Raw genomic sequence first — 24,413 nt, 5'->3', positions numbered from 1 at the left:
TTATCAATACTTAGTTTACAAGAAAATCATCGGGAAATCCACAACTATCTTAAGCCATTTCTTCCCTAATCAGCCTATTTCCAATTAAAACTATCATACACAACATTCCTCCCAGAATACCACCGAGTACAATACCTTTCAGCTTGCCAAACTTCCTTTTATCAAGTGGGAGAATAGGCTTATCAACGATCTGGATAACAGGCATATCCTGCGTCATAGCTATTTTACTCATTTCCAGGTTTTTCACCACTTCTGCATACATTGTCTGCAGCACTACTTTATCCCTCATCACTAACTCGCTTCTGACATTGGCGACCTGTCTCGCAGGATTCTGGTTGATATCCTGTACTCTTGCCGTTTCATACGTCTTTTGATTCAGTAATACTTCCATTGAGTCTGCCTGGGTTTGCAGACGGCTTACACTTGTTGATGAACGCTTCGTCTTCGTTTCTATGTAAAAACGGGTGGCCTCACGAACCAATGTTTCTACAAATGCTTTTGAAAAGGTTTCATTCAATGTTGTACAACTGACAGAGATAAAACTAAGTTTTTTATCTGGTCTCGCCACGCTGAGATTAGTGGTGGCTATTGTCCCCTGTATTGAATTCAACACGCTATCCTGGGTCCGAGAAAAAGTACTTCTGTTTGCATTTAAAGGAAATTTTACATTTTTTAACACCGCGTCTTTTTCCCAACCCTTCCTGATACTATAGGCATCCATATACAACTCCGCCAGTGTAGTTTCCTTATTTTCATAGGACACTGCAGACAATAATGCCTTTTCAAGCATCAACCGGGACCGGAGGAATTCCATGATGTTATCTCCTTCAAAAAGTCCACTGCCGCCCTTTGCTCCCAGGTCCAGGCCAAACTGGCTTGCGATTCCCATATAAGCGCCGAGAGGATTTGAATTACTTTCCTCCATCACAAATGTCAGCTCCGCTTTATAAGTTGGTTTTGACATAAAAGCCAATGTAAGACCGATTCCACCGCCTATCAACCCAAATAGTATTACAATAAATTTTTTACGCCATAAATATTTAGATATCTCTGTTAATTTATTAATCAGATCCTTGAGAGAAACCTCCTCTATAGAATTATTTTTTTCGATAGTAGTTGTGGTATTTGGCACCGCCATAAAAACGTTGTTTACGAAGTCTATTTTACCGTATTTAGAATTGTTACGATTACCAGTGCAATGGATGCCAGTCCGCTTGCAAGCGCAACCCCTTCCTGGCCGGTCAGACCTTTTCGTTCTTTCTTTGTTGGCACATATATTTCCGCTCCTGGTTTCACCCTTGGATAGGAATTAAAAAAGAGAACCTTTTTTGTATTCCGAACTTCTCCGTTTGCATATACTATATAACTCCGCCGTTTCATCGCCTGTGCGGTAAACCCTCCTGCACCATGAATATAATCTTTGAAGCTATACTTACCATCAAACCTTACTTTCTTAGGGAAGTACACCTCTCCAAATAACTGCACAGTCTGCAGTTTTTTAGGTACTTTAATAACATCCCCTTCTTCGAGCAATAGATCATACTTGGAACCCGGGTGTTTCATAATATGATCCAGGTTGATACCCAATAACTGCTCTTTCCTGTCAACCGCCGCCTGTACCCGTTCAATATCCGTACTATCCTGCAACTTATTATAGAACACCTGCAGTTTGTTAGCCAACAGCACGCTGTCACTTTCATTGATGAATGTCTTACGCATCATCACCGCACCTTCCGGATATGCTTCCGGGCGAAGTCCTCCCGTCCTTTTAATTAAATCAGAAATCCGCTCTGAACGGCTATTAATCGTATAATCGCCAGGGTATACCACTTCTCCGCTCACCAATACATTCGCTTGGGATGAATACGCCGGAGCACGCCGTACAACTACTTCATCAAATGGATGTAATACAAAAGCCTTTGCTTCCGGACTATTACTGAGATCAGCGTTGATATCAAAACGCTGTACAATCGCTTTGGTACTATCTTTCGGATCATAAGCCGCACCTCGCTTTCTGCGGGAGATCTCTACCTGTTGCAGGGAAGCCGCATCTGTCAACCCGCCAGCCATCAGGATAAGATCTTCCAGGTGCATACTGTCAGCATAGTTGAAGTAACCAGGCTTGTTTACCTCTCCATCTATCCTTACTTCATAGTCTTCCCGAAGATCAAACTTGGAATAGATCATCACACTATCTTCCTTCTGTAAACGCAAGCCGGATTTACCGGTCAGCTCATCCTGTACATTAAAATTGATGAAAGCGGGTGTATAGTCAGCCTGTAAACGACGGATCAAACCCCTTGATAAAGCAGCTACTTCTTTTACCCCGTCGGCTCTTTTGATCAGGTCTTTCACTGTCATATTATCTTCCAGCGCATAGTTGCCGGGATGGAAAACAGCGCCCGTGATGGTCACCCGGTTGCTGAAACGGTTCAGAATCGAGTCTATAAAAAACTGATCCCCGGATTTTAATTTGAAGGAGGCAACTTCGCTGGCTGGAATATTAACCACTTCGCGCTCTTTATTGTTCACCCGGTAAGCCCGGATCACGTCCCGGAAGGACATATCCGTATAACCACCGGCGTAGTCCAAAATATTTTGCAGGGTTTCGTTATCCTTTGCCTCAAAAATAGCCTGGCGTTTTACCTCTCCGGTTAATTCCACCCGCGTTTTATAAGGATTTACTTTCACGATGTCCTGGTCCTGCAGTACGATATTGTTGCTCAGGTCCCCATGTGCCAGAAAATCATACAAGTCGAAAGTAGTTGCTACCGAACCGTTACGGATTACCTGGATGTTCCGGAAAGAACCATTATCGCTGGGGCCGCCGGACACATACAGTGCATTGGCCACTGTGGCCAGGGATGGAATGGTGTAAGACCCCGGATTCACTACTTCCCCTATCAACAGCACCCGGATGCTCCGGATATTACCCAGGGTTATCTGCACGGAGGTGTTCCCGGATTTAATACCACTGTAAATAGTGGCTAATTGTTTGGTAATGCGATTCTTAGCCTCCTCCATGGTCAAACCGTTCACATATACCGGCCCCAGGTTGGGAATCCGGATATACCCGTCAGGGGTCACTTTCAGGCGGTGTTGTACTTCAGAATAACCGTAAACATCTATCAGGATCTCATCATTGGCTGCCAGGCGATAGTTGGGAGGGGTAGGCATTTTGAGGTTAGGCTCAAAAGTCAGGTTCTTGTTATTAAAGAGCTCTGAGCCAAAAATCTTTTTTCTTCTTTTCTCCCGTTCACGCTCTTCCCGGGTTTGAGGTTTTTCTTTTTTATTGGAAATACTGTCATCTGCAGGCTCATCCTCATCAATTTTCCGGGTACCCGTCTCATCCTCGTTCTCCTTTTTGCTCTTGTCCCTGTTCTTCTGAGTCTGATCCAGCTCCTTATCCAATCCCATCTGCTGAATACGCGCCTTCAACTTACTGACCTCAATATCCGGAATGCCTTTCTGTTGAGCATAGATGTCTATATCGGAAAAAGACATGTTATTCTTTTTCATCTCAGCCACCAATTGACGAACCTGATCATCACTCAGGTTGTCAACCTTCATCTGCCGGATTTGTTCTTTGGATAATGCTGGATTCTGCGCAGTCACACAATAGCCAATAAACAGGAAAAGCTGTAGCAGCAATAATTTTCTGAACATGTATTAATAGGATAAAAACTTCTCGAATACTTTCTGGAAAACACTTATTAGGAGCAACACCCCGGGGGTATCGCCAAACAAGCTGCAAATCTATTAAAAATAACATATAAATGTGACAGGAATCGGTTTACCTAACCATTTTGTTTTGAAATCGTTAGATAATATCCGATATACGTTTAAACATTCACCTGTTTTCTGCTGTAAGATTAACAAAAATAGCGATTCACAAATAACACTTCTCTTAACTTTAAGTAATTTATAATATAAAAATTATCTTAATCTATCAGAATAAATATAACTGAAACATTTCCAATCCGTTTTCACGGTTTTATCGTTAATACCATCAGAGAGTCATGCTGATAGACCTGTTGTTTTTATAAAATACCCGAAATCATTCTCAAAAGACCATTTTCGTATCCTTAAACCATTTTAAATCAACATTTTATACACTCCGTGAAAGCCTGACACTGTGCGGTTCCGTTTCATTCAGTTAAGCCAAAACCGAAACATTATGTCATCTGTTGAATTCAACACCTTGCTCGTTGGAAACGCCGATTTCCTGAAACCCTTTGCTTTTACCCTTACCAAAGACGCCGAACAGGCCAAAGACCTATACCAGGAAACCCTGTTCCGAGCCCTCTCCAACCAGGAAAAATACCTGGAAGGCACTAATATCCGCGCCTGGCTTTTTACCATTATGCGCAATATCTTTATCAACCACTACCGTAAAAAAGCCAAAAACCGCATGATAGCCGAACCCAGCGTCAGCGACTTTTTCCTTAACTACCAGCAAAGCCCCACCAGCAACAAAGCAGACACCAACCTTCGCATGAAAGATATCCATGTGGCGGTTTATCACCTCCCCCAGATCTTTAAACAACCTTTCCTCCTTTATTATGAGGGATATAAATATTTTGAAATAGCAGATATGCTGCAAGAACCGCTGGGGACCATCAAAAGCAGGATACACTTCGCCCGTAAAATACTCAAGACACAGGTCCTCCGCCACTAATCTCCTATTGTGCACCATCACTATAATAGTTATCTTGGCGAATTACCAAACAACCAAATAAACCTATAGTGACTGCTTCACAACGTTTTTTATCACTGGACGTGTTTCGCGGACTAACCGTAGCCGCCATGATCCTGGTCAACAATCCCGGTAGCTGGGAATACGTGTACGCGCCGCTGGAACATGCCAAATGGCACGGCTGCACGCCCACCGATCTGGTATTTCCCTTCTTCCTGTTTGCCGTGGGCAACGCCATGAGCTTCGCCATGAAAAAATATGCCGACGCCGGCAACGCGGCCGTTATCCGGAAAATTCTGACCCGTACCTTGCTGATATTCGGTATCGGCCTGCTGCTCAACTGGTTCCCATTCGTGAAATGGTCCGACGGCCACCTGGTCATGAAACCACTCAGCTCCCTCCGCATCCTGGGGGTATTCCCCCGTATAGCCCTGTGCTATGGCGCCGCTGCACTGATGGTCCACTACCTGAAGGATAAAGGCGCCTTCGTAGCGGCCTGCGTTATCCTCCTCGGATACTGGTTCGTACTGGTAGCCTTCGGCGCCCCCGGTGATCCATACAGCCTTCAGGGTTATGCCGGTCTGCCACTCGATAAATTAATACTGGGAGAAAATCATATGTATAAAGGCGAAGGTGTCCCCTTCGACCCGGAAGGCATCCTGAGCACCTTCCCCGCTACCTGTAATGTTATCTTCGGCTACCTGGCAGGAAAATTCATCCAGGAAAAAGGGAAAACCTACGAGATGCTGGCCCGCCTCATGATCATGGGCTGCCTCCTCATTTTCACAGCCCTCTGCTGGGATATGGTATTCCCCATAAACAAAAAAATATGGACCAGCTCCTATGTGCTCTACACGGTAGGCATCGCGCTGCTGCTGCTCTCTATTCTCATGTATATCGTGGAATTCCGTGGCCAAACCAAATGGACCACCTTCTTCACCGTATTCGGCAAAAACCCGCTGTTTATCTACGTATTGTCCGGCGTGGTGGTAAAACTATACCTGCTGATACGCCCTGTTCCCGGCCAGAATATGTATTCCTGGCTGTATCAGAACGTATTCCAGCCTATCGGCGGAAATATGGTGGGCTCCTTCCTGTTCGCCCTGTTCCACGTATGTGCCTTCGCGGCGATAGGCTACTGGATGGATAAAAAGAAAATCTACGTACGGGTATAACCGTATACCAGCCGGTAATATTGTTCCTTCAAACGCGACTGGAAATAGAGCGCAGTGGTTAATACCAGCGCCGCCAGCGTTAACAGGGAAGGATGCGGCCAGTAGTAGTATAATGCCAGGCATAAAACGCCGTAACGGGCGTACTCCAGGTAAAACACCCAGCGTTTCTGCTCCAGGATGGCGCCACAGTTAATGAGCGTGAGCAGGATCAGCAGGGTGACACATACGACTACAAATACCGGCACATAATGCTCCAGCAATAAAAAAGTAAATAATAATGTGAGTGTGGCGGCCATCTGCCACACCACATAATTGTTCAGCTTAGGCGTCTCCCTTATCTCCCGGTTCCTTAACAGAAAGGTCTTCTCCAGCACCTCCCGGGCGCCGGGGTCTACATAATCAGGCTTACCAAAAACTACCCGCAACTTGTTCTGCCATCCACTGGTTTTTCTGACGGAATACAACATCTCCAGGAAGAAATGAAAATGCTGCCATAAAAAACTATTACTCTCCAGCGGTTGGGTAAGACCGTATACCGGCTCCTCCTCTTCTCTCTGAAAAGTGCCAAACAATTTATCCCAGATAATAAACACGTCGCCGTAGTTTTTATCCAGGTACTTTGGATTACTCGCATGGTGCACACGGTGGTGCGACGGCGTTACCAAAATATACTCCAGTATCCCCAGCTTCCCGATGGTACGGGTATGAATAAAAAAAGGATACAGCCCATGTACCAGTAACATACTGGTAATCATCCCCGGCGGGAAACCAATAACGGGCAATACGGTCCAGAAACCGGTGCGGATAAAGGCCTGGAAGACAGTGATCCTCGCAGACACGGTGTAATTAAACTCCTCGCTCTGATGATGCACCACATGCGCACACCAAAATAAGGATACTTCATGCGCCAAACGATGATACCAGTACCATACAAAGTCGGTACATACCAGCAACGCTACCCATAACAATACCCCCGGCCTGATGTCGAACAAGGCATAATGCCGGTGCAGATAGTCGTACACGAAATAAAAAAGCCCTACCGTGAAAGTGTCCAGCAACCGCTCGGCAATACCCACACTGATATTGGCTACTGAATCGTTGAACTTAAAAAAACGTTTCCCTTTTTTATGTGCCACCAGATACTCCAAACCCATGAATGTCAGGAAAAAGGGAACCGCCAATGCCAGGAAATTCAAATGCACTTGATAAAGTTTTAAAAATGAAAACACAGGTCTCCCTGCATGGTGCCAGCCCATGTACAGGGTTTGTTGCAGCTTGTTATTGGTGGTAACTGATAACAATATTAGAAAATATATTTCTAATATCCTACTGAATTTGTAGACTATAAAAAACAAAGGGCGGAAAACAGCTGTACGCCGTTATTCCGCCTTTGCGACATTGCATATATCTATTTAGTCTTCGCTAATCTTCTGCCGGTCCACCGTCAGCCATCCGCACCATTTTAGGCTGGAATTGCCCTACCACTTCCACCAGATCGGACTGCGCCGCCATCACGGTATGGATGTCCTTATAAGCGCCAGGCGCCTCATCCAGTCCACCGCCGATCAGGGTCACGCCATTATCCTGCAGCATTTTCCGCATCTCATCATTGGTGATGGAAGCGATGGCTTTGGTACGGGACATCTGCCGTCCGGCGCCATGTGACGCAGAATGCAGGCTGGTGGACTCCCCTTTACCCCGCACAATAAAGCCGGGGGCGGTCATGGAGCCAGGGATGATACCCAGTACGCCTTTCCCTGCCGGGGTAGCGCCTTTACGATGTACGATCAGCTCTTTACCATGATGCACCTCCTTCCAGGCGAAGTTATGGTGGTTCTCCACCCGGGCCAGCAAAGTGGCGCCCATTTCAGCAATCAGCCTTTTATGAATCAGGTGGTGACAGGCCGAAGCATAGTCACCTGCCAGGTTCATGGCCAGCCAGTACTCCTGCCCCGCTTCGGTGCTCAGGTCCAGGTAAGCCAGGTGCTGAGCTTCTTTGGGTAATACACACAGCTCTTTAGCCAACCGGGTATAATGCCCGGCTACCTGTGCACCCAGGCCACGGGAGCCGGAATGCGACAGCAACGCTACATAATCGCCGGGCACCAGGTTCCATTCGTTGTTTATATCGGTGATGCTCACAATACCCCACTCTACAAAGTGGTTACCGGAACCGGAAGTCCCCAGCTGACCGGCAGCTTTCTGCTGCAGGTTACGTAGTATCTGTATCTCTTTGAACTCATCTCTTTCCAGTACGGCATCCGTATCATTTCTTTTCCACTCCGCACCGGCGCCGAATTTAGTCTGGTACTTCAGTGCTTTTTGATACTGCGCATCTTTCGTCACCAAAGTGTCCACCGGCAGGTCCAGTATACTCAAACACATACGGCATCCGATATCCACGCCTACGCCATAGGGAATCACTGCATTTTCAGCCGCTAATACACCGCCGATAGGCAATCCATAACCCTGATGGGCATCCGGCATCAGGGCGCCTGCTACGGCCACGGGTAAACGTACGGCGTTATTCAGTTGTTTGATAGCGCCCTCCTCTATAAAGCCGGCGCCAAAAACGGCATAATCCACCGGGGTATCCCGCAGGGCTATTTTCTCCGGCCCTTCTTCAGGTAACAGTGCGGTGGCTACTGCCACCCATACTGCATCTGCGGTATATGCCGCAGGATCGGCCAATACTTTAGTTAATATCATTTCTACCTCTTCTGCGGTAGCATCTGCGTAATGTTGGGTAACTACGTCAATGGCTGCACGAACAACCAGGCCCTGCGGGTAACCTAAGGCGCGCAACTGTTTGCCGGTAATTTTCAATTCAGACATAATGGGGGTTCAAATTCAATCAATGTTATTGTAATATTCCTCCTGCAATAGCTGCAGCAAGGGTTTCTTTTTATATCGTTCTCTTGCTTTCAAAGGGCGGTCCCAGCTTCTCCAGGCGCTGCTGTTACTACGGCTTTGTGTTAACCAGGTCATCCGCGGCCGCAGGTTACAGCTGTCAATATAACTCCGCATCTCCTGCAATTGCGTTTCAAGCACCGGGTCCACTATCCGGCGGTGTGTGAGCATATAAGGCCGCACCCGCAAAACAAAACGCCAGGGTTGGGTGAATATCCAGGTGGGTATGTCTCTTTCCTTCCGCTCGCACCTGATCATCCGCAACTCAAAATAGGCCTTTTCTTCTTTGGTAAACATGTGTTTGTCAAATTCCCATTGAAAAAGAGGTTTCAGTCGCTGCTCCTTGTCCACCCAAACTTTTTTCCCACGCACTCTTTTTTTCTTTTTAAAATCTCTCCGGTGAAAATGTTGCTGGGTATTGATTTTATCAAGAATGCCCTGAAAAAATGATGCTTGTCTGCCGCGGGCCACATCGTCCCTTAACACAAAAAAACGATAAAATCCTTTCTGTATCGGCGGCTGCAGCGGAACATACACCGGCTGGCTCATTCGCTTCCAAAGCGCGTCCTCCTGCTTATCCAGCCTTAATAATGCTTTATCTCTTCCTTCAATTACTGCGCGGCGTTTTTGTCTCGCTGTTTTGAGCCGTGCAGTATCGATATAATATTGTAATTCGTCAGAAAATAACTTGTCCATAACAAATGGTCTGTTTGTTTTTCAATAGTATTCACCGATCGGTGAATACGATGTACCATCGGGTTGTATACAGACAAGTGATTCTTTTTCATGACGATAATATTTTTAGTAAGATGAATAATGTTTTTATACTGTTTCTTCCAGCAGGGTTCTTCTGAAACCGATCACGTTTTTTACGCTCTCAAAAGAAGGTTCATGCTGATTGGCTATTTCTGCTATGCTCATGGATTTGTTGATCACGGTTTCATAGCCTAAGTGAGTAGACAATCGTTGTGCTTTCGCCGCAGAGAGTTTTTTAAACTCATACTTGGCGATCAACCGGCCTTTACGCAGCAAGGCGTTGTCAATGGCCGACAGATCGCTGTTAAAGGAACATACCAGCTGTATGTTCAGGCAGTCTGCCAGCAGGCCGTCCGACAGGTTCAGCAGGTTAGACACAGACGAGTTACCGCTGAATTTCCGGTCCATAATCACATTTTCCGCATCTTCAATAATCACTACACAATTAGGATTATCGATCAGCAGTTCCATGAATTCCGGATTCATGATATTGTTGGCCAGGTCTGGTGATACAAACAGGATCCGTTTTTTGATTTTCCCGATAAGATAACGCAGGTAGGTTGTCTTACCCGTTCCTGGTATACCATGCAGGAGTACGATACCTTTATCTTTGTCCTTACGCAGCCGTTGTTGTATCACTTTATCCACGTCGCGGAAATCATCTTCATAAAACAATCCGATGTCCAGCTTCGTGCGTTTGATCTCCATGCTTTTCAGTTCCAATCCTTTGCGGCCGCTGACAATGAGATTGATCTCATGCGGTTCGCGGCGTTGTTTCTCCTTATAGCGTGTAACCATTTCCGTTACTGCCGCAACAAATGCCGTATCGGACCCATCGTGCAATATTTCACACCAGGTATGCCAGAACGCAACGATACTGTTATTGTTCAGCACCAGCATGGTTTGGGCATGTTTGTATTTTTTCTTTTTGGTATCAAAGTCGGTATAGCGGTAAGTATGCAGTACCTTTCCTTCAAATGTTTTCAGAAACGCCGCTTCTGCCTTCTCACCGTCTATATCGTAGATATTATTGATATTGGGTATACTGTTAAAATGAAACGTATACACCCCTTTGGGTGCAAAGTATTCTCCGTCAGTTATATCTATCTGGTTATTGACCATTGTTTTCATTTACTCGTTTTCGCTTTTAAAATGAATCTTCCCTGATAGTGATTTACCGGAGCCCTGGCGGGCTCCGGGCAAATCTTGCTTATCATTTCCGGTACGGATGTGTACCTCTTTTTGGGGGAAGTTACAAGTTATCCTCTTGATAACCTGAAGATGGGGGTTAATTCAAACAGAGACGAAAAAAATATCATAAAGGGAGATAAAGTCAGCGGAGCAGGATTACTCCGCTACCTGTTTATAAATTGTACCTCCTCAAATAATCCTTTCGTGATGAACACAAAAAAACCCGGCCTGTTTTACACGGACCGGGTCACTAACGTTAACGCATATACTACGTTAAGGCATACCGGGTCCGTTTAGCATAAATTGTATTTATGCTATCCAGAAACCATTTACTGTGGCGCATTTCAGCGTTCAGCGGCCAGTCTTTTGTTGTATTCAGTGGTAATATCATTGCCAATGCTATAACAAAAAAGCCCGGACCAATTGATCCGGGCTTCAGTTATATGATACAAATATATTGGTACTACCTGTAACCATAAAACGCCCGGAACCCGCTTCTATCTTGCATTGCGCAAGGTAGTGCTGATCCGATATTTAAATTAAAGCGTTCCATTTTTACAAGCGTTTACTATTATCAATTTTTACGTTGCAAAGATAACGTGATAAACATTGATAATGCAAATTTTTAACACACTTTTTTGAAAAATATTTTTTATGTAGATAAAAATAGTGTCGGGTCCTGACGGCACAAAAAAACCGGAAGTGCGCATACTTCCGGTTGCTGTAATCAATAAGGATAACAATAATAGATGTTGCTGGTCGACCAAAAAAAATCAGATCAGAACGGCGCTTTCTTCATATTCCTTTTCCAGTCTTTTCATCTGGCGGATATGACGTTCAATATGTTTGGTCAGGAAATAGATGTACTGATAGATATCCAGTTTGCCTAGGTGGTTGACAGACATATTGGTGAGCACCAACAGTCCTTCTCCATTTTTGAGCAAAGACAGATTGTACATGCACTGTGCGTACTGCTGTTTCAGCAGCACTTTTATTTCCTGCATATCTTTAAGGCCGGTGGGTTCCATGTGTTCAGGTCTTACCCATCCGAAAGACTTGCTGCTGATCACATCGATCTGGCTGAATTTCTCCGGGTAATCGGCTTGTAACACTACGGTATGGCCGTTTCTTTTACGGTCCAGCGCCCTGCGGGTGCTTTTGTTAATGATCAGTAACAGGAAGTAATTGGTGAGGGTAATATGTTCCAGTACTTCCCGGATACTCCATTGATCGCGGTCAGGTTTGAAGTCCAGCAATGCCGGTTCTTTGTCAAACCAATTGTCCAATTCTCTGAAATTGGTGAGTAAAGCCTCTCTTACAACTTGAATAACGTTCCTCATAATACTAACGTTTTTGGGGTTATGCACTGTACCTGTCTGTAGCGAGATCAAATGGGCTTAGCACATAACTGTCTTAAATAAATTGTTTGCCATTTCTGTGCCGGAATTCCGTGAAATAAAAAACCCGGCCGTATTTACGGACCGGGCAATCATGTAATGGGTTAGCTTACATCAATGCATACCTTGTCCGTATGGCTTTTTTAAGGCAAAGCCATTCCGTTTACACCTAATGGTGTATTGTATAAAATGTTCAGTTATCGTCTGAATGTCTTTCACAGTCTTCATTTCAGTGCAGCTCCCAAAGCAAAAAGTCCCGCCTCATTTGAGAGCGGGACTTTTGTTTATATCGTTTGATAACTTTTTTCGTTAACAATCGGTGCAACGTGCCCGCAATCCGTCATAGACCTGCTTTTGCTTGCAGGCCATCGCTATAATCTTATATGTTGACAGAAGTTGCACTAAGAAATTTTGTTATTTTCAACAAAGGTAGATTTTATTTTTTTTATTACACAATAATATAGCCTACTTTTTTTATAGAGTTAACAATTAGTTTACAGCTTTCGATTTTCCATTGCTCATTTTCCGTATCTGTTGCAGGATTTCATGGTTTTGCTGCTGTAATTTTTCAATTTCCTCCTGCTGCCGGATCAGGTGTAAGGTAAGCTCCTCCACCTTTTTCAACAACCGTGCATTCATGTCGCCCAGGTCCAAGCCTTCACTGTTCACCTCTTTAGCGGAGGGTATTTCGGGCAGATGTTTATGTTGTGCGATAAAGGCAGCCGTGCTTTTCAGGGACGGCAGCGGATAGTCTTTCTCAAATACATAGTCCGGCCAGGCTCCTTTAGCCTTCACCTTGATACGTTCAGCAATCATCGATCCGGCTACGGCCAGCTGGTAGCCGGCTGTTTGATGAGTGCCAATGCCAATGGTATTGTCGAGAGCGGAGACAAAAAGCGCAGGCTTAGAAGCATATTTCAGGGAGTCATAATAATAGGACAGCGAAGAGCCCTGAAAATACAGACCATACCCAAATCGATCCACATTAGCCCCCATCTTAACGCCATAAGATAAGCTATCTGTAGCATGGTTGACAAATTCTAATACACTACCCCCATTATTACCATCTTTCCCGATGTTGAAACGCTCAAAATTATAAGTCCCCTTGAATGTAATTTGCCCATTCTGCTCCATTACCACCTTAGACCAGGGAGTAGCAGGGTTATTAATCGTTTTCCTGAAATACAGATTCTGATCGAAGAAACTGCCAGCAAACTGCATGGCAAAATTATTGGATGGTTCGGCATGCCGTACGTCCAAAAGATGCCACCAACTTTGGGCTCCCTCTGGATAGTTTACCGGATAAAGCGTCTGGAAAAACCCGGACATCGCTCCATCCCGGCCTTGCAAACCTGCGTCATTTCTCGTTTCTGTCCGGGAACCCAATACTCCCCAAATCGTGGTATCAGGAAGTAGTGCCAGTGATCGAACAGCGGTTGTTTGCGCTACAGCCGCTACAGAACAGCCCAGCATCAGGGCTAACAAGGATAATATCTTCATAGATAAAGGGTTTATAAAACGGGTAAACAATTTTACCTAAGATACTTCAATCCCTTAAAATAAACTCAGCTGACTGGTAGGCCTCCGGAAAGACTCCGTATTAAACTCAAACCGCTCCTGGTTTAGGCCATTCTTCTTTACATGCACCCTGAACTGCTGCCGGATCAGGTCCGCGATGTTACCGTCTCCCCGCATACGCCGGCCAAATTCGCTGTCGTTCACATTACCGCCATGCAGGCTCTCGATCTGATGCCATACCTTATCGGCCCGGTCAGGGAAGTTCTTATACAACCAGTCATTGAAAATGATTTTCACGGCATCATTCAGCCGCACCACCGTGTAGCCGGCATATTTGGCGCCGTTCGCCGCCGCGGTTTCCAGTAGTTTCGGCATCTCATGATCATTCAGCCCGGGGATCATAGGGGCCGTCATCACGCCAACGGGTATACCGAGTTCGCTCAGCTCCTTTACAATTTTGAACCGCTGCGCTGCCGTAGTGGTGCGGGGCTCCATTTTCTGGCGTAGCTCCTCCTGTAAGGTAGTAATGGACACGTATACACAAACCAACTTCTCCTGCGCCAGCTGCTGCAACAGGTAACGGTCCCGCAATACCAGTGAATTTTTGGTGATGATGCCTATCGGCTGTTTATATTCCAATGCCACCTCCAGCAACTGCCGGGTGAGCCACATTTTACGTTCTACCGGCTGATAACAGTCCGTATTCCCCGAAAGGGAAATGGGTTTGGGTACCCAGTTTTTGTTGTCCAGGAACTTGCGTAACAGTTCCGGTGCATTGTGTTTGACAATAATCTTGCGTTCAAAATCCAGCCCGGCGCTCAAACCCCAGAACTGGTGGGCATTACGCGCATAACAGTAAATACAGCCATGCTCACAGCCCTGATAAGGATTCATGGAATACCACATGCCCACATCCGGACTATCCACTTTATTTACCAGGGTTTTGGCGTGTTCTTCAAATATCTGGGTTGGCACATCCGCCTGCCACCACTCATCAATACCCTCTACATGCTCCTGCACATACTCTCCCTTCAGGTATTTGTTCTTCGGATTTACCTGTGCACCACGTCCTTTGTAATAGGGGTTTTCAGCTCCTCCTTCCTGGAATGGCAATGTCATACACTAAATATTTTAGTAAAAATACTAAAATATTTGGCACTTTGTTATTTTGTTATTTAGATATTTTCTTATTTGAATGCCTGGGCTCCCTCATGATACCCATCAAATAATAAAATATCTAAATAAACAAATGACTAAATAATCTCCATCTGTTTCATCAGGAAAGTAGCGTTTTTATTACGGGCAATTCCCGGCCGGATACGGTAATCAAAGAAAAGATGATCATCCTGGATAGTGCTTTCAAAACAATAGTTCCTGATTTTGTCCGGGTAATTATCTTCCAGGTGCCCCAATTCCAGGTCATGCGTGGCAATCATGCCCAGGCAGTTATACACCAGGAAATGTTCTATCAGGCTGCGGGAACCGGAAAGTTTGTCCTCCGAATTGGTCCCCTTCAGGATTTCGTCCAGCAGGATAAATACCCGCTCCCCTGTTTTCAACTGCTGAATAATATGTTGCAGCCTTAACAACTCTGCCTGGAAATAGGAAGTATGACTGGCGATTGAATCTTTTATACGCATGGAGGTCATGATACGCATAGGGGTAAACGCCAGGCGGCTGGCACATACCGGCGCACCGCACATGGCCAGTAACAGGTTAGCCCCCACGCTACGTAGGAAAGTACTCTTACCCGACATATTGGAGCCGGTGATAATCAGGAAGCTGGCCTGCCGGCCAATATGACCGTCATTCTTAACGGATTCCTTCTCAGGAATCAGCGGATGCCCCAGCGCTTCCGCTTCCAGTATCATAGACGCAGCCTCCGGTTGTGGATAGGTATAACCCGGATGATTATACGCAAAGGTGGCCAGGCTGTTCCATACCTCCAGCTGAGCAATTACTTCTATCCATTTATCTACTGCCGTTTTATGTTTTTCCTTCCAGCGTTCCAGCCGGAGGATACAATGCAGATCGTAGAGCAACAGGGAATTCAGTACGATGCCCACCAACAGGTTCAGCCGCTGGTCAAAAGCAGAACTGATACGGGACAACTGCTGCAAGGCTACGTCTGCCTCCCGGGCTACTTCCTGTTGCTGTTTCAGTAACCCCGACTGCTCAAAGCGGCCTTTGCGAATCAATCCCAGCAAGAGTGCGAACTTCTCCAGTATCTGTTCCTTCTGGGAAATCAGTTTGTACTGTTCCATGATCCGGGGCTGAATACTCAGCAACACCAGCCAGTTAACCATGATCATACCAATGAAAAGGTAATAGTGCCCCAGGTAACTACCCGTTGCGATAGCGGCAACCGTCAATGCCGGCAGCAACCACCGGGCGATATTCATAAACCGGTTATGGATAAACGAAAAAGGCATCTCCAGCCAGAGGGCCAGCTCCCGCCGGTCGCTGGCGGCTTCTTTCGCCAACATGGCATTGGCGGTAAGATGCTGGCGGAACTCAATTTCCGGCGCCAGCACTTTCAGCGCTTCCTGCGTAGCCAGGATGGCTGCGGGGTCCAGCATGGGAGCCGCCAGGGAGGCTGCCAGCTGCTGTTTGCCGGACAAGGTGCCGGTACGGTTAATGCTCTGGAAAATGGAAGCGGGGCCAAATACATCCAGGTCACCGGAATAATCATGCCGGTCATCCACAAACTCCTGTCCGTTCTCAAAGGTAGACTCCCCTGTGATGGCCTGGTGCCACTCCTTTTTATTCAGCTCCAGCAAGGTTTTTAACAACGCCAGCTGCTGCAGGGAACGATTATGCCGCTTCAGAAAAAAACCGAAGGCCACCACTCCTGCTGCTGCCGCCAGCAACCATATTATTTCCCGGTCCTGGCGGAAGTATAATATCACACCGGCAATGATCAGCAGAAAACTCAACAAACGCGCCCAGGACAACAGCGAGGTACGCTTCTTTTCCTGGTCGATAGCCTGTTGATAATCGTTGATTCGCTGCTGGTATAGCTGAGGGTGCTCCATCACATACATTTTTAAAAGTGAAATGCAGCGTCTCCGCTGCATTTCAAATATCAACATAAAAAAATAATAAAATAACAAAATAATGATCAGGCGTACTGTCTTTTCAACAGGTCCGGATACTCCTGGCTTACCTTCAGGATAAGTTCACCAAACAGGGTACAAGCCCAGGCAAACCACTTACGGGTGAACTTCGCAGGGTCGTCTTTATGATACGACTCATGTATAAATCCGGTATTACCGTCGGTATTACGCAGTGTTTTGATACACTCAGCAATTTCCTCCTTGCTCTGGCTGGTTAAAGCTCTCATGATGATGCTCATCGGCCAGATATAGTTTTCGCCGGTATGCGGACTACCTACTCCATCACCAAACTTACCCTTATAAAACCAGGGATGGAAACCACTCCATACAAAGTGACGGGAAGCCTGGTACAACGGATCGTCCGCAGTCGTGTAACCCAGGTAGGGAATAGACAGCAGGCTGGGCACATTGGTATCGTCAATGAATAAACGATTTCCAAAGCCATCCACTTCAAAACCATACATATTACCCAGTTTCGGGTGCTCTACAATTGCATAAGCTTTGATAGCGCGGTCTACTTCATCGGCCAGGTCTGCACATTCTTTCGCAAAGGCGGCGTCTTTATACACATCGGTGCTGATTTCCGCCAGCTGACGCAGGGATACCACGGCAAACATGTTGGACGGAATCAGGAAAGGAAATACTGTAGCATCGTCAGAAGGACGGAAAATAGAAACGATCAGTCCTACCGGCAACATCGGCGAGCCATAACCGGAGTTAGGCACGGTGTCCGACTGCCAGGCGGTTACCCGCTGGAATTTATACGGCCCTTTGCCTTCCTTGCGTTGTTGTTCCTTAAACGTTTTCACGATCAGTTGGGCAGCCTGTTTGTATTTGGCATCAAATACGCTGGTATCGCCACCATGTTTCCAGTAGTGATACGCCAGCCGCACCGGGTAACAAAGCGAGTCTATCTCCCATTTACGTTCATGCAGTTCCGGTTTCATATCGGTCAGGTCCTTTTCCCATTCACTGCCGGTAGGACCGTCATTGAAAGCATTGGCGTACGGATCTATCAGGATACATTTAGTCTGACGGTTAATAACGCCGGCAATCATCTGCTCCAGTTTCTTTTCTTCCCTGATCAGCGGAAGATAAGGCCATACCTGGGCGGAGGAGTCGCGCAGCCACATGGCGTTGATATCGCCGGTGATCACGAAAGTATCGGGCCGGCCATCCAACGTTTTGTAATTAACAGTCGTATCAAGGGTGTTCGGGAAACAATTCTCAAACATCCAGGCCAGTTTATTGTCTGCAATTTGTTTTTTGACGCTGGTAATCGTTTTTTCCACCGCCTCGCTGGTGAACTTACGTTTGGCTAACGCCGGACGCTGGGAGTTGTAACCATCCCAGCCCAAAACGGTTTTGGGCATTCCCAGCCCTACAGCACCTGCCAGCAGTGCGCTGTTCCTGATAAAATCTCTCCTTGCTACCATACTGTTTATTACGTTTAAGTAGGGCTAAAATAGAAAAGTTTCCCGGATTTGCTTAAACGATTTATCAATCGTCATCATCTTCCTTTTCCTGCAGCTTCACAAAGGCGCTTCTACGGGGAGCCGGCATCACTGCATTTTCGCCACGGATGGCCTTCCACACTACTTCGTTCAGCTCCAGATCGGGTACCCGGTCTTCATGGGCCAGGTCAAAGGTGGCAGAACGGCGGGCACTCTCATTCCAGGCGGTATTGCGCTCACGGATGTCCACATTGGCATCCAGGGCTATATAAGGCGTCAGGTCAGGCGTAGCGGTAAACAGCTCCCACATAGGGGTAGCAGCAGCATCGTACTGGCTCATTGGCGGCAGCCCCAGGATCAGTTCCATGGTACGCAGCATACCGGAGGTGGAGTACATATTGTGGTTCACACTGTTACGTTTCACATAAGGGCTGATCACATAAGCGGTGGAACGGTGGGCATCCACATGGTCAGGACCATTTTGCGCATCATCTTCCAGGATAAAAATGGCGCTCTCCTTCCAGATACGGCTATGAGAAATGTATTCAATCAGTTTTCCTACTGCAAGATCATTATCCGCCACAGATGCATAGGGAGAATAGGCGCCCTTACGCATACCGCTGGTATGGTCGTTACCCAGCCGCACCGTATTAAAACGGGGTACGGCATCTATCGCCAGCAAAGAATCAAAATCACGTTGCCAGATCTGCTGGCGGTCCACATCCAGCACGGTCAGGTCAAATGAAGGATAATCCTTGCAGAAATGCCCTTCCAGCGTTTTGAGAGTGGCCGAACCTTTGCCGGTAAACTCGCCATAGCTACGGAAACTCACGCCGGCACGTTTGCAATAATCCCAGATAAATCCCTTTTTAGGATAGGCAATTTTACGGCTGCCCTCATAATCGTAGGTACCACCCCGGCCGCCATAACTGGTAGGCCAGGTTTTCTCCGTATAGTCGGTAGCGTAAGCAGCAGTACTCCAGTTATGGCCATCGGCACTTACTTCAGCATCTACATAAAAATTATCCAGCAACACATAATCCCTTACCAGTTTATGCTGATTAGGCGTAATTCTTTCCGGGAAAATACAAAGACTGCTATCTCCATTCCCTTCTTTGATATCGCCCAGCACCTGGTCATAGGTGCGGTTTTCCTTGATCACATAAAACACATATTTGATCGGGGAAGATTGTCCGGCTTCCTGCGGAATAGGATTACCTTTTTCACCGGATGCACGCAATTCTTTTTCCTTCGTATAGGGGGTATTGTCATATACCAGTTTAGACCACTGCCCCAGCACTTGCTCACCGGGCTCCCGGAAGATGGACAGGGTACCTTTGAACAATCCGGCTATATATTGTACCGGACGGTCTTTACGGGTATTCGCCTGGTGCGAACCGCTGGCATCCTTACGGCTGATAGGATTAGGACCTTCAGGATTAGCCATGGACGTAAAACCTTTGCCATTAGCGACCAATACTTTTTTGCCGGTGATACGTACGCAGGTGGGATACCATCCTACCGGGACAAATCCCTCCGCATGACTTTTACCAGGAGTAGCCACATCAAATACCGCCAGGCAGTTGTTGTCTGCGTTGGCGATGTACAGCGTTTTATTATCTTCCGATAATGCCAGGCCATTGGTAGTGGAACCGGTTGGCGCATCGGGATACAGCGCTGCATGAAGGTTTTCAATCACCTTACCATCGGCGGTTGTGATAACAGACACTGAGTTATCGTTCGCATTGGCTACATACAGGTATTTGCCATTTTTCGATAAAATAATTTCGTTAGGATGACTACCTGTTTTAATTTCCTGTACAATTTTTTCCGTAGCGATATCGTATACTGCCACCGCATCACCTCCCCACAGAGAGATGTACAGCGTTTTATTATCTTTCGACAGCAGACAGGTAAAAGCCTCCGCCGGCAACGGAATATGTTTAATTACCGTCTTCGCAGCCAGGTCCAGGAGGTAAAGACTATTATCTTCTTTTGTAACTACGTATAATCGGTTACGTGAGTGATCAATAGCCATGCCGGTCGGACAAATTTTTTCCTTTGGCCAGGCTAGTCCGAGCCGTATGCTATCTGTAGATACCAGCTTATTGTTGTTTAACTGATACGCTCTGATCACATTATCATTGGCGCCGGAAGCATACAGCGTTTTCTCATCCTTGCTGAAAGCCAGTCCGTACCAGGATTTGGGGATCACTACTTCATCCAGCAGTGTTTCCTTTTGCGCATCTATCAGTTGCAGCGTGTGTTTGCTTTGCCCGTTATTATTCACGGCCAGGTATTTACCAGAGCCGGAAACCACCATATTCAACGGCAAATCGCCCAGTGGCAACGAATGCCCGACCGGCGTGAGGGACCATCCATTGGGCAATAATATCCGGGAGGCCACGGTATCTGTTTTTTGTGCGGTAGCCTGTATCGCGGCCAGCAGCAGCGCACTGAAAATCAGTTTTTTCATATGAATAAACACCATTAAGAATAAACACCATTAAGCCGGTAAAATTAGAACAGGCGTGCCGCGCAAAGCAATAGTCACAGGATTGATAATACTAAGATAACATACAGGACGGGCATTACATAGCCGTCTTCACAAATATTAAACTCATCAAAACACAATGGGCTGACCCAAGGCCAGCCCACTATCAACATAAAATAATCATCTTAAAAAATCTTCGCTCTCATCTCCGCCAATCAGCGAAATCAGCCCAGGCACAATCATGTCCATCACTGTTACATGTTGCGGCGGTATTGCCCCCCCACCTCATACAACGCGTGCGTAATTTCACCCAGCGAACAGTGTTTCACAGTCTCCATCAGCTCTGCGAACAGGTTTCCGTTGTTAACGGCCACCTGTTGCAGATGTTTCAGCGCAGCGGCGCTTTTATGCTGGTGCCTGTGCTGGAAGGCTTCCAGGGTTTTGATCTGGAAATCTTTCTCTTCCGTGGTGGAGCGGATTACTTCTGCCGGGATGATGGTCGGTGACCCATTTTTGTTAAGGAAGGTGTTCACACCAACGATCGGGTATTCACCGGTATGTTTCAGTGATTCGTAGTAAAGACTTTCCTCCTGGATTTTATTACGCTGATACATTCTTTCCATGGCGCCGAGTACGCCACCACGTTCGGTAATACGCTCAAATTCGGCCAGTACGGCCTCTTCCACGAGGTCGGTCAGTTCTTCGATGAAGAAAGAGCCTTGCACCGGGTTTTCGTTTTTAGCGGTACCCAGTTCGCGGTTGATGATCAGCTGTATCGCCATGGCCCTTCTCACGCTTTCTTCTGTGGGCGTGGTGATGGCTTCATCGTAAGCGTTGGTATGGAGGGAGTTACAGTTATCATAGATCGCGTACAGCGCCTGCAGCGTGGTGCGGATATCGTTGAAGTCGATCTCCTGTGCATGCAGGCTTCTGCCGGAAGTCTGGATATGATATTTCAGCTTCTGGGAGCGGTCGTTGCCCTTGTATTTGTATTTGATGGCTTTAGCCCAGATACGGCGGGCAACGCGGCCTATCACCGCATATTCAGGGTCCATGCCGTTGCTGAAGAAGAAGGACAGGTTCGGCGCGAAATCGTCGATATGCATACCCCGGCTCAGGTAGTATTCTACGTAAGTGAAGCCGTTAGCCAATGTAAAGGCCAGCTGGGTAATAGGATTGGCGCCGGCTTCCGCGATATGGTAACCTGAAATGCTGACGGAGTAGAAGTTACGGACTTTCTGCCTGATAAAATACTCCTGCACATCACCCATGAGTTTAAGCGCAAATTCTGTGGAGAAGATACAGGTGTTTTGTGCCTGGTCTTCTTTCAGGATGTCTGCCTGTACAGTACCGCGTACAGTGCTGAGGGCATGAGCGCGGATTTTCTCATACACATCGCGGGGTAATACTTCTTCCCCGGAGATGCCGAGCAGCTTTAATCCCAGGCCATCATTGCCTGCCGGCAGATCGCCGTTGTAATGCGGCAGCGGGTGGTCTTTGAATTTCTCCCGGATGGTGGCCTGTACCTGTTCGGTGAGTCCGTTTTCCCGGATGTATTTTTCGCACTGCTGATCCACGGCTGCATTCATGAAGAAAGCGAGCAGGATCGGCGCAGGGCCGTTGATGGTCATGGATACGGAGGTCTTCGGATCACAAAGATCGAAACCGCTGTACAGTTTTTTGGCATCGTCTACTGTAGCGATGCTGACACCGGAGTTACCAATTTTCCCGTAGATATCCGGACGTACGGCCGGGTCTTCACCGTAGAGCGTTACGCTGTCGAAAGCGGTGGACAATCGTTTCGCCGGCTGGTCGAGCGATACGTAATGGAAACGCTTATTCGTTCTTTCCGGACCACCTTCCCCGGCAAACATACGGGTAGGATCTTCCCCTTCGCGTTTGAGCGGGAATACGCCGGCAGCATAGGGAAATTCGCCCGGCAGGTTCTCGGTAAGCTGCCACCGCAGGATGTCGCCCCAGTCTTTGTACTTAGGCAGACTAACCTTCGGAATACGGCTATGGCTGAGGCTTTCGGTGAACAAAGGCAGTTTAATCACTTTGTCCCTTACCTGGAATTCGTAATGATCTGCGGCGTATTTTTTCAGCAGTGCCGGCCATTCGTCCACCAGCTTTTTGCATTCAGGATGCAGCGCTTCCGTGAGTTTAATCTGAATATCAGCCAGCAGCGGCGCTTTGGAAGCATCCAGGTCTATCACGCCCTGTATCTGGTACAGCTGCGTGGCGATCTTGCATTGTTCGTCAACCCACTTGCTGTATTCGGCGATGCTCTCGCCGATTTCCGCCAGGTAACGCACGCGTGCCGGAGGAATGATCTGCGATTTGGTAGTGGTGGATTTCAGGCTTTCATGTGCCAGCGGGCCAAAGGTGGCGCTGGTTTTTTCCACTACTTTCTCCATCACTCTTTCAAAGAGGAGGTTGATACCAGCATCGTTGAACTGGGAGGCGATAGAGCCTACCACCGGCAGTTCCTCGTCTTTGGCAGTCCACAGCCCGTGGTTGCGTTTATATTGTTTGCGCACATCGTGCAGGGCATCGAGGGCGCCGGCTTTATCGAATTTGTTGATAGCGATAACATCGGCATAGTCCAGCATGTTGATTTTTTCCAGCTGGGAGGCCGCGCCGTATTCAGGCGTCATCACATACAGGGATACATCGCAGTAGTCGGTGATGGCGGTGTCGCTTTGACCGATACCGGATGTTTCGAGGATCACGAAATCGAAGCCTGCCAGTTTGCAGACATCGATCGCTTCCTGGATATGTTCGCTGATTGCTTTATCGCTTTCGCGGGTAGCGAGGGAGCGCATATAAGCCCGGGGATGGTGAATGGCGTTCATCCGGATACGGTCGCCCAGCAAGGCGCCACCGGTTTTCTTTTTGGAAGGGTCTACCGAAATAACGGCAACTGTTTTATCCGTAAAATGGCTCAGGTAACGGCGGACCAGCTCATCGGTCACGCTACTTTTACCCGCCCCGCCGGTGCCGGTGATACCCAGTACCGGAGAAGTTCTGTCTGCCGGGGCGTTGGTGATATGAGTGCCGGCGTCCGCATCTACCGTAACGGCTTTGCGGGCTTTCACGCCGCTGAGCAGCGCTACCGGCATATCGTTTTCCGCCAGGCTGATAGCACGGGCGATGATTTTCGGATTTTTGGTTTTTTTCAGCTGCGGGATATCTTCCACGCTGCTGCCGCCGGTAAGCGGTGTAACGGCGGTATCGCACTGCCGGATCAGGTCTTCAATCATACCTTCCAGGCCCATCTGCCGGCCATCGTCCGGAGAATACAGGCGGGCAATGCCATAGGCATGCAGTTCTTCAATCTCCGATGGCAGGATGGTACCACCACCGCCGCCAAAGATCTTAATGTGACCGCAACCTTTTTCCTGCAGCAGGTCATACATGTATTTGAAAAACTCTACGTGCCCACCCTGGTAGGAGGTAACGGCTATTCCCTGCGCATCTTCCTGCACGGCACAGTCTACTATTTCGGCAGCGGAACGGTTATGTCCCAGATGGATCACTTCTGCTCCCTTTGCCTGCATGATACGCCGCATAATGTTAATGGCGGCATCATGCCCATCGAATAGTGCTGCTGCGGTAACGATACGGACCTTATGTTGTGGTGTATATGACATATAAGATTCTTTTTTTCACGCAAAGGCGCAAAGCAGCAAAGATGCAAAGACAA

The 24,413-nt window shown here is 47.3% G+C and carries 15 protein-coding genes; 2 read left to right on the top strand and 13 right to left on the bottom strand.

From position 1 onward, the window contains the following. Window positions 1–49: 49 nt before the first annotated feature. Window positions 50–1,138, bottom strand: coding sequence for a Wzz/FepE/Etk N-terminal domain-containing protein (locus ICL07_RS25615; protein ID WP_188090911.1), 1,089 nt, complete (start codon window positions 1,136–1,138; stop codon window positions 50–52). Window positions 1,139–1,158: 20 nt separating this feature from the next. Further along, window positions 1,159–3,666 (bottom strand): SLBB domain-containing protein, encoded by a 2,508-nt coding sequence (locus ICL07_RS25610; RefSeq protein ID WP_188090910.1) that lies wholly within the window; start codon window positions 3,664–3,666, stop codon window positions 1,159–1,161. 511 nt (window positions 3,667–4,177) lie between these two features. On the opposite strand from ICL07_RS25610, the gene ICL07_RS25605 reads away from it, so the two are divergent. Then, window positions 4,178–4,678 carry an RNA polymerase sigma factor gene (locus ICL07_RS25605; protein WP_188090909.1) on the top strand — a complete coding sequence of 167 codons (501 nt, stop codon included), beginning with the start codon at window positions 4,178–4,180 and terminating at the stop codon, window positions 4,676–4,678. A gap of 68 nt (window positions 4,679–4,746) precedes the next feature. Further along, window positions 4,747–5,871, top strand: a complete 1,125-nt coding sequence (locus ICL07_RS25600; protein ID WP_343071123.1) for an acyltransferase family protein — start codon at window positions 4,747–4,749, stop codon at window positions 5,869–5,871. Here the strand turns inward: ICL07_RS25600 and ICL07_RS25595 are convergent. The 11 genes from ICL07_RS25595 to ICL07_RS25545 all read right to left on the bottom strand — a co-directional run bounded on the left by ICL07_RS25595 (window position 5,856) and on the right by ICL07_RS25545 (window position 24,360). Further along, window positions 5,856–7,073 carry a sterol desaturase family protein gene (locus tag ICL07_RS25595; RefSeq protein WP_188090908.1) on the bottom strand — a complete coding sequence of 406 codons (1,218 nt, stop codon included), beginning with the start codon at window positions 7,071–7,073 and terminating at the stop codon, window positions 5,856–5,858. The genes ICL07_RS25600 and ICL07_RS25595 overlap by 16 nt on opposite strands. A gap of 220 nt (window positions 7,074–7,293) precedes the next feature. Further along, the gene (locus ICL07_RS25590) at window positions 7,294–8,706 is read right to left on the bottom strand and encodes an RtcB family protein (protein WP_188090907.1); all 1,413 of its coding nucleotides are present in this window, start codon (window positions 8,704–8,706) and stop codon (window positions 7,294–7,296) included. Window positions 8,707–8,721: 15 nt separating this feature from the next. Then, window positions 8,722–9,477 carry a hypothetical protein gene (locus tag ICL07_RS25585; RefSeq protein WP_188090906.1) on the bottom strand — a complete coding sequence of 252 codons (756 nt, stop codon included), beginning with the start codon at window positions 9,475–9,477 and terminating at the stop codon, window positions 8,722–8,724. Window positions 9,478–9,603: 126 nt separating this feature from the next. Continuing rightward, window positions 9,604–10,668 (bottom strand): AAA family ATPase, encoded by a 1,065-nt coding sequence (locus ICL07_RS25580; protein WP_188090905.1) that lies wholly within the window; start codon window positions 10,666–10,668, stop codon window positions 9,604–9,606. A gap of 833 nt (window positions 10,669–11,501) precedes the next feature. Continuing rightward, entirely contained in the window at window positions 11,502–12,068 is a 567-nt protein-coding gene (locus ICL07_RS25575; protein ID WP_188090904.1) for a DinB family protein, read from the bottom strand. Window positions 12,069–12,614: 546 nt separating this feature from the next. Next, complete coding sequence (locus ICL07_RS25570; protein WP_188090903.1) at window positions 12,615–13,625, bottom strand: hypothetical protein; 1,011 nt, start codon at window positions 13,623–13,625, stop codon at window positions 12,615–12,617. 54 nt (window positions 13,626–13,679) lie between these two features. Then, complete coding sequence (locus ICL07_RS25565) at window positions 13,680–14,762, bottom strand: PA0069 family radical SAM protein (RefSeq protein ID WP_188090902.1); 1,083 nt, start codon at window positions 14,760–14,762, stop codon at window positions 13,680–13,682. A gap of 134 nt (window positions 14,763–14,896) precedes the next feature. Next, complete coding sequence (locus tag ICL07_RS25560; RefSeq protein ID WP_188090901.1) at window positions 14,897–16,678, bottom strand: MutS-related protein; 1,782 nt, start codon at window positions 16,676–16,678, stop codon at window positions 14,897–14,899. An 86-nt stretch (window positions 16,679–16,764) separates the two neighbouring features. Continuing rightward, window positions 16,765–18,195 (bottom strand): glycoside hydrolase family 125 protein, encoded by a 1,431-nt coding sequence (locus ICL07_RS25555; RefSeq protein ID WP_188090900.1) that lies wholly within the window; start codon window positions 18,193–18,195, stop codon window positions 16,765–16,767. A 64-nt stretch (window positions 18,196–18,259) separates the two neighbouring features. Further along, on the bottom strand, window positions 18,260–20,689 hold the full coding sequence (locus tag ICL07_RS25550) for a bifunctional YncE family protein/alkaline phosphatase family protein (RefSeq protein ID WP_223152102.1): 2,430 nt from the start codon (window positions 20,687–20,689) through the stop codon (window positions 18,260–18,262). Between the two features lie 272 nt (window positions 20,690–20,961). Then, entirely contained in the window at window positions 20,962–24,360 is a 3,399-nt protein-coding gene (locus ICL07_RS25545) for a methylmalonyl-CoA mutase family protein (RefSeq protein ID WP_188090898.1), read from the bottom strand. Window positions 24,361–24,413 lie beyond the last annotated feature (53 nt).

This window comes from Chitinophaga qingshengii, from assembly GCF_014529935.1.
GTDB classification, from domain to species: domain Bacteria; phylum Bacteroidota; class Bacteroidia; order Chitinophagales; family Chitinophagaceae; genus Chitinophaga; species Chitinophaga qingshengii.
Note: the sequence above shows the minus strand (reverse complement) of the source record. Positions and strands in the feature narration are given on the sequence as shown.